At 63.5% G+C, this 6566-nt stretch carries 6 protein-coding genes; 2 read left to right on the top strand and 4 right to left on the bottom strand.

Going from position 1 to position 6566, the window contains the following annotated elements; all coding sequences use genetic code 11:
- Positions 1 to 166 precede the first annotated feature (166 nt).
- On the bottom strand, positions 167 to 1990 hold the full coding sequence (locus OC610_RS18425; protein ID WP_264429661.1) for a glycoside hydrolase family 15 protein: 1824 nt from the start codon (positions 1988 to 1990) through the stop codon (positions 167 to 169).
- Positions 1983 to 2783, bottom strand: coding sequence for an SDR family oxidoreductase (locus tag OC610_RS18420; protein ID WP_264429660.1), 801 nt, complete (start codon positions 2781 to 2783; stop codon positions 1983 to 1985). Before OC610_RS18420 ends, OC610_RS18425 begins: the two co-directional genes overlap by 8 nt.
- Positions 2784 to 2940: 157 nt before the next feature.
- Between OC610_RS18420 and OC610_RS18415 the strand changes: the two genes are divergently transcribed.
- On the top strand, positions 2941 to 4113 hold the full coding sequence (locus tag OC610_RS18415; RefSeq protein WP_264429657.1) for an MFS transporter: 1173 nt from the start codon (positions 2941 to 2943) through the stop codon (positions 4111 to 4113).
- 138 nt (positions 4114 to 4251) lie between these two features.
- On the opposite strand, the gene OC610_RS18410 is transcribed toward OC610_RS18415, so the two are convergent.
- Together OC610_RS18410 and tam are read right to left on the bottom strand one after the other, a co-directional pair.
- A complete protein-coding gene (locus tag OC610_RS18410; RefSeq protein ID WP_264429655.1) occupies positions 4252 to 5385 on the bottom strand; it encodes a cupin-like domain-containing protein in 1134 nt (377 codons plus the stop codon).
- 83 nt (positions 5386 to 5468) lie between these two features.
- The gene (gene tam / locus OC610_RS18405) at positions 5469 to 6239 is read right to left on the bottom strand and encodes a trans-aconitate 2-methyltransferase (protein ID WP_264429653.1); all 771 of its coding nucleotides are present in this window, start codon (positions 6237 to 6239) and stop codon (positions 5469 to 5471) included.
- Between the two features lie 131 nt (positions 6240 to 6370).
- Between tam and OC610_RS18400 the strand changes: the two genes are divergently transcribed.
- On the top strand, positions 6371 to 6566 hold a 196-nt coding region (locus tag OC610_RS18400; protein WP_264429650.1), incomplete at its 3' end, for a thioesterase II family protein.

The following is a 6566-nucleotide window of genomic DNA, read 5'->3' as shown; positions in this document are numbered from 1 at the left end:
TTGTGGCGAGGGGATTTATCCCCGTTGGGCTGCGCAGCAGCCCCAAAAGATGCCAATCCGGTTTACCAGATAGATTGGATTTTTCCGTTGGGGGCCGCTTCGCAGCCCAACGGGGATAAATCCCCTCGCCACAAAGGAATATGCCCACTTCTAGTCCGAGCGCAGATCACGGCTGCCAATGATTTTTCTCCCCACTCAACTTACGGTCCAAAAAGCTCGCCGCGCTGATCAGCGCCAAATGGCTCAACGCCTGGGGAAGATTGCCGAGGTGATAACCGTGGCTGTCGAATTCCTCGGCATACAATCCCAGTGGATTGGCGTAGCGCAGCAACTGCTCGAATTCCAGTTGGGCTTTTTCCACGCGGCCGGCGCGGGCCAGGCATTCGACGTACCAGAACGAGCAAGCGACGAATGAGCCTTCGGTGCCGATGAGACCGTCGATGGGGTCGTCGTCGGTGCGGTAGCGATAGACCATACCGTCGCGCACCAGGTCTTTTTCGATGGCGTCCAGCGTGGACAACCAGCGCGGGTCGCGGGCGCTGACGAAGCGCACCAGGGGCATCAACAGCATCGAGCCGTCGAGGGCGGTGCTGCCCAGGCGCTGGACGAAATGCTGATGCTCGTCGCTCCAGAAGTTCGTCCAGATGTCTTCGTAGATAGCCTGGCGCGTCTCATCCCAGCGGGCGAACGGGGCGGGCAGGGAGCGTTTGCTTGCCAGGCGAATGGCGCGGTCCACGGCGACCCAGCACATCAGCCGCGAATGCAAAAAATGCTGCTCCTCGCCGCGCATTTCCCAGATGCCGACATCCTTGTCCTGCCAGATCGTGCATACCTGGTCCACCACATCGACCGTGTGTTTCCAGCCCTGATGGGAAATGGCTTCGCCGTATTTGTTGACCAGGTACACCGCGTCCATCAACTCACCGAAGATGTCCAACTGCACTTGCTCGTACGCCAGGTTGCCGATGCGCACCGGCCGCGCGTTGCCGTAGCCGCTCAGGTGTGTCAGTTCGGTCTCGGGCAGTTCAAGCCGACCGTCCAGGCCATAGAGGATGTTGAGTTTGGTCGGTTGATCGCGGCAGTCGCTGACCCGGCCACGCAGCCAGCGCATATAGGCGTTGGCTTCATCGACAAAGCCCAGGCGCATGAATGCGTAGACGGTGAACGAGGCGTCGCGGATCCAGGTGTAGCGATAATCCCAATTGCGCTCGCCGCCGCGTGTTTCCGGCAGGCCGAAGGTAGCGGCGGCGAGAATGGCGCCTTGTTTACGCGACGTCAGCAGTTTCAGCGCCAGCGCGGAGCGGTTGACCATTTCTCGCCAGCGACCGCGGTAGTTGGATTGGCTGATCCAGCCGCGCCAGAACGCCAGGGTTCGTTCCAGGCACAGCGTGCTGGTGTCATCCACCAGGCGCGTGTCGTCGATGCCCCCGAGAAGAAACTCCGCCGTCTGGCCTTGCGCCAGGGTGAACTCGGCTACCGCCGCCTGGCCGTCCAGCGTCATGGGCTGGTCGGCGCACAGGCGCAGGCTCGGTTGTTGCGCGGCCTCGAAGATGACGTGGTCGCCGTCCTGGCGCGCCGTGGTCGCGGCACGGGAATAGTCATGGCGCACCGCGCAACGCATGCGAAATGTCGCACTGCCGACCGTCATGCGCACCCGCCGCATCAGCACAGGCAGGTCATCCTCGCTGTCGCCGATGGGCAGCAGGTCGGTGATTTCCACCACCACGCCGTCGCTCAGCCAGCGGGTCTGCAGGACGTTGGTGTCGGGTAGGTAGATTTGCTGGCGACGGGCGTCCGGCAAGTCCGGCGCGAGTTGGAAGATACCGGCCTCGGCGGTGTCCAGCAGCGAACAGAAGATCGACGGGCTGTCGAATTCCGGCCAGCAGAAAAAATCCACGCTGCCACGATCGTTGACCAGCGCGGCAGTGCGCATGTCGCCAATGATCCCGTGGTTCTCGATGGGGCTTTGCGGTTCGTCATGATCAGCCATTGCCGCGGAACCCCGGATAGAGGCTCATTCCGCCATCGATGAACAGCGTGGTGCCCACGACATAATCGGACAAATCCGACGCCAGCCAGGCCACCGCGTTGGCGACATCTTCCACATCGCCGACCCGACCATAGGGGATGAGCTCCAGGATTTTCTGCTCATTGTCGCCCTCCATGGCCTCCCGGTTGATCGCTGTGCGGATGGCGCCGGGGGCGATGCTGTTTATGCGGATGCGCTGGTGACTGGTTTCCTGGGCCAGGGTCTGCATGAGCTGGTCGATGCCACCCTTGGATGCTGCGTAGTTGACGTGGCCGGCCCAGGGAATGCGCTGGTGCACCGAACTCATGTGGATGATCTTGCCAGCGGCGCGGGACACGCCTTGGCGAATGCCCTGGCGGTTGAAGATTCGCAGGGCGGCGCGGGCGCAGAGGAACTGGCCGGTGAGATTGACGCCGATGACGGTGTTCCAGTCGTCCAGGCTCATGTCGACGGCGGCAGCGTCTTTTTGCAGGCCGGAGTTGGCGACCAGGATGTCCAGCGTACCGAAGGCGTCGAGGGTCTGGGCGAACAAGCGTTCGACGTCCTGCTCCTTCGACACGTCGGCACCGATGGCGATGGCGCGGCCGCCACTGTCGTTGATCTGGCGGGCCAGCTCTTCGGCCGGGCCGGCGCTGGAATGGTAATTGAGGACCACGGCGGCACCGGCCGCCGCCAGCGCCTTGGCCGAGCCTGCACCAATGCCGGAACTGGCGCCGGTCACCAAGGCAACTTGTCGGGCGAGGGAAATCTGCATGGGTAGCACCTTGAACTGAGGGCCTTACTTGCTGACTGGCGCCACGTGCCGAGAGTTCATTTGCGGGAAACAGTCTTCACATTTCACCCACAGTTTTGCGCTTTCCCCGGCCCGGTCGTTTATGGCAAGTTGCAGGCCCTTGTTGAGGCCGCGTCCCATGGCAAACCCCTATCGTGAATTGTTCACTGCCCCCGGCAGCCGCGGCTTCGTGCTGGCGGGGATGATCGCGCGCATGCCCATATCAATGACCGGCATCGGCCTGATCACCATGCTTGCGCAACTCAAGGGCGGCTATGGATTGGCCGGCGCGGTGGCGGCAACGTTTGCCTTGGCGACCGCGTTCTGCGCGCCCCAGGTGTCGCGGCTGGTGGACCGTTTCGGCCAGGGACGGGTGTTGCCGGTGTCAGCGTTGCTGGGCGGCGGGGCGTTGTTGATGCTGTTGTTGTGCACGCGATTGCAGGCGCCCCATTGGACGCTGTTCCTGTTCGCCGCGCTGGCCGGTTGCATGCCGAGTATGTCGGCGATGGTGCGGGCGCGCTGGACCGAGGTGTATCGCGGCCAGCCGCAATTGCGCACCGCTTATGCGCTGGAGTCGGTGCTGGACGAGGTCTGCTTCATCGTCGGGCCGCCGTTGTCGGTGGGGTTGTGCGTGGTGGCGTTCCCCGAGGCGGGGCCGCTGGCCTCGGTGTTGCTGCTGGCGATCGGCGTCACGGCGTTTGTCCTGCAGCGTGGCACCGAGCCGCCGGTGCACCCGCACCAGGCGCATCATCAGGGCTCGATCATTGGTTCAGTCGATGTGCTTTTACTGCTGTCGTTGATGGTCGCCATGGGTGTCATCGTCGGAGTGGTGGACGTGGTCAGCGTCGCGTTTGCCCAGCAGCAGGGGCAACCGGCGGCGGCGAGCATCGTGCTGTCGGTCTATGCGATCGGTTCGTGCCTGGCCGGGCTGGCGTTCGGCGCGCTGCGCTCGAAACTGCCTTTGCCGCGACTGTTCCTGTATGGCGGGGTGGCGACGGCAGTCACCACGCTGCCGTTGTTGTTGGCGAGCAATATCCTTGGGCTGTCATTGGCGGTGTTCGTCGCCGGGTTGTTCTTCGCGCCGACGCTGATCGTCGCCATGGCCCTGGTCGAACGTATCGTGCCGCCGGCCCGGCTGACCGAGGGCCTGACCTGGCTGGTGACCGGCCTGAGCATCGGCGTCGCGATCGGCGCGGCCGGTTCGGGGTGGCTGGTGGATACGTTTGGCGCACGCAGTGGGTTCTGGCTGGCGATTGCGGCCGGGGCGGTGGTGCTGGGAGCGGCGGTGCAGAGTTATCGCCAGCAAAGATGAGCGACAGTCTTGCCAGACACCATTCCCGTGGCGAGGGAGCTTGCTCCCGCTCGACTGCGCAGCAGGCGCAAGATTTTGAGGGCCGCTTCGCGTCCCAGCGGGAGCAAGCTCCCTCGCCACAAGGGCAGTCTCCTACCGCTACCAACCCCGCCCCGAATTCACCCAGAAATTCACCGACAGCGAGGTGGACACCGACTCCACTTGGTGAAACCAACCCTCCGGCAAAAACAGCAGGTCCCCGGCCTCCAGCGTCACCCGCATGAACGTCACGTCCCGGGCGCTGGGGAAACGCTCGTAGTCCGGCGCGTCCGGGTTGAAGTCACAGCCGTCCAATCCGCCTTGGGGCGCGGTCGACCAGGTGCCCAGTGCATCGCGGTGATGGGGCGCGGCGAGGGTGAAGGTTTTCTGGCCCCAGACCTGGGCGAACAGGTTGTCGGTGTCGTCGCGGTGCAGCGGCGTGAGGGTGCCCTTGGGGCCGATCCAGATGCGCGGCGGAATGAACAGCGACGGATCGAAATAGGGCGGATATTTGATCAGCGCCATCAACTGCGCCGGCAAGATATTGTTGCCCATGTAGGCCGGTGGTTCGCCGTCGGCGCGCTTGGGCGTCGGGCTGTCGAGGGAGGCGATGAAGTCCGCCATGGAGGTGGAGCGAAAGTCCCGCTCGGTGGAAAAGGTCTTCTTCACATAATCGCCATGGCGGGTGATGCCTTGCAGCTCGGCGAAATGCACCAGGGTTTGTTCCCGGCTGAGCTTGAACAAGGGCCAGTCCTGCAGCGCATCGCTGATGATCACCGGGATGCCATGGGGCAGATAGCGCGCCTGGAAGTCTTGCACCGATAACTCGCTGCGCGGCTGACGCTCGATGCTGCGTTGGATTGGCAGGCTGGCGGTGAGGGTTTCGCTGAAGCGCGATGGGGTGGGGTAGCGCTTGTTCATGTCGACCTTTTCCACCGGCCGATTGCCGTGGCGCGCATGGTCGATGATCTGCGGCAATAACGTCGCCAGGCCCATGTTGCCGCCGATCTTCAGGCGACCGCTGGCGAACAGTTCCTCGACGTTGGCCAGGCCGGCCATGATCTGGAGAAAATCCTTTTCCGCCACTTCGATGGTGACGTCGGGGTTGGCGTGGCGGCCGGCCTGGGTGTGGCTGCTGGCCTTGACCTCGGACCACAATGCCTGGTGCGGGCCGAACACGAATTGGAAAACGCCTTCGATGCCAACGGCGCCGGCATTGGCGAACAGCTTGCCCAGGATGGTTTGCAGGTCCACGGCGATCACTCTTGCGGGTTTTGGTCTTAGCAGGTAACGAGGGCCTTGATCAGAAATTTAGCCCTCGCCACCCGACCATCGCCCTAGCGTGTCGCGACGACGAACAACCTTGGAAACGGCAGCAGGACCGAGCCATCGTCCAGGGCCGGATAAGCCTGTTCGACGGCCTGGTGGTACTGCTTCAGATAGTCCTCGCGTTGTGCTTCATCCAAGGGTTCGAGGAACGGACGCAGGCCGCTGCCCTTGAACCATTCCACGATTCCCGAAGCACCACCGGCCAGAGGATGGTGGTAGGTGGTGCGCCACACGTCGACGCGAGTGCAATGGGGTTTGAGAATCTTGAAATAGGTGGCGGCATCCTCCACCTCGGTCCGCGAATCAGCCGCGCCGGCCAGTTGGCTGGCCCAAGGGCCGTTGGCGGCGATGTCCCGCATCAAGCGGTGGGACGGCTGGTGCAGGGTGTCGGGCATCTGGATCGCCAGGCTGCCACCTGGCGTGAGCTTTTCCACCAGCGATGGCAGCAGGGTGGCGTGGTCCGGCAGCCATTGCAGCACGGCGTTGGCGAAGATCACGTCGAAGGGGCCGTTTTCGTTCCATCGGCCGATGTCTGCCGTGTCGAATGACACGTTGGGCAAGCGCTTGCGGGCGGCTTCGACCATATCGGCGGAACTGTCCAGGCCACGCACCGTTGCGCCGGGAAAATGGTCCACCAACAATTCGGTGGAGTTGCCGGGGCCGCAGCCCAGGTCTATCACCTGGCGCGCCTGTACCGGCGGGATGGCCGCCAGCAGATCGCGGGAGGGGCGGGTGCGTTCCTGTTCGAAGGCAACATATTGTTGGGCGGACCAGCTCATTGTGTTCTCCTTGGGCAGACCAAAGCCATGGGGCGGGCATTATAAGCCGCATCCGGACGTGGGGCCGGTGACTAATTTTCCACGGCCCGGCCTCGTTATTCTTTTTATACAAACGATCGGAGAAAACCGCAGTGACCCAACTGACCCTGCTGTGCCTGCCGTACTCAGGCGCCAGCGCGATGGTGTACAGCCGCTGGCGGCGCAAGGTGCCGCAGTGGCTGACGGTGCAACCGGTGGAATTGCCAGGACGCGGGGCGCGTTTTGCCGAGCCGCTGCACACCGACATGGGGCCATTGGCCAAGCAACTGGCGCGCGAGCTGTACCCGA

This window comes from Pseudomonas agronomica, assembly GCF_025917275.1.
GTDB classification, from domain to species: Bacteria; Pseudomonadota; Gammaproteobacteria; order Pseudomonadales; family Pseudomonadaceae; genus Aquipseudomonas; species Aquipseudomonas agronomica.
Note: the sequence above shows the minus strand (reverse complement) of the source record. Positions and strands in the feature narration are given on the sequence as shown.

Coding starts and splice junctions, on each gene's coding strand:
- OC610_RS18425 (WP_264429661.1), bottom strand. CDS start 1,990: ATGGCTGATCATGACGAACCGCAAAGCCCCATCGAGAACCACGGGATC.
- OC610_RS18420 (WP_264429660.1), bottom strand. CDS start 2,783: ATGCAGATTTCCCTCGCCCGACAAGTTGCCTTGGTGACCGGCGCCAGT.
- OC610_RS18415 (WP_264429657.1), top strand. CDS start 2,941: ATGGCAAACCCCTATCGTGAATTGTTCACTGCCCCCGGCAGCCGCGGC.
- tam (WP_264429653.1), bottom strand. CDS start 6,239: ATGAGCTGGTCCGCCCAACAATATGTTGCCTTCGAACAGGAACGCACC.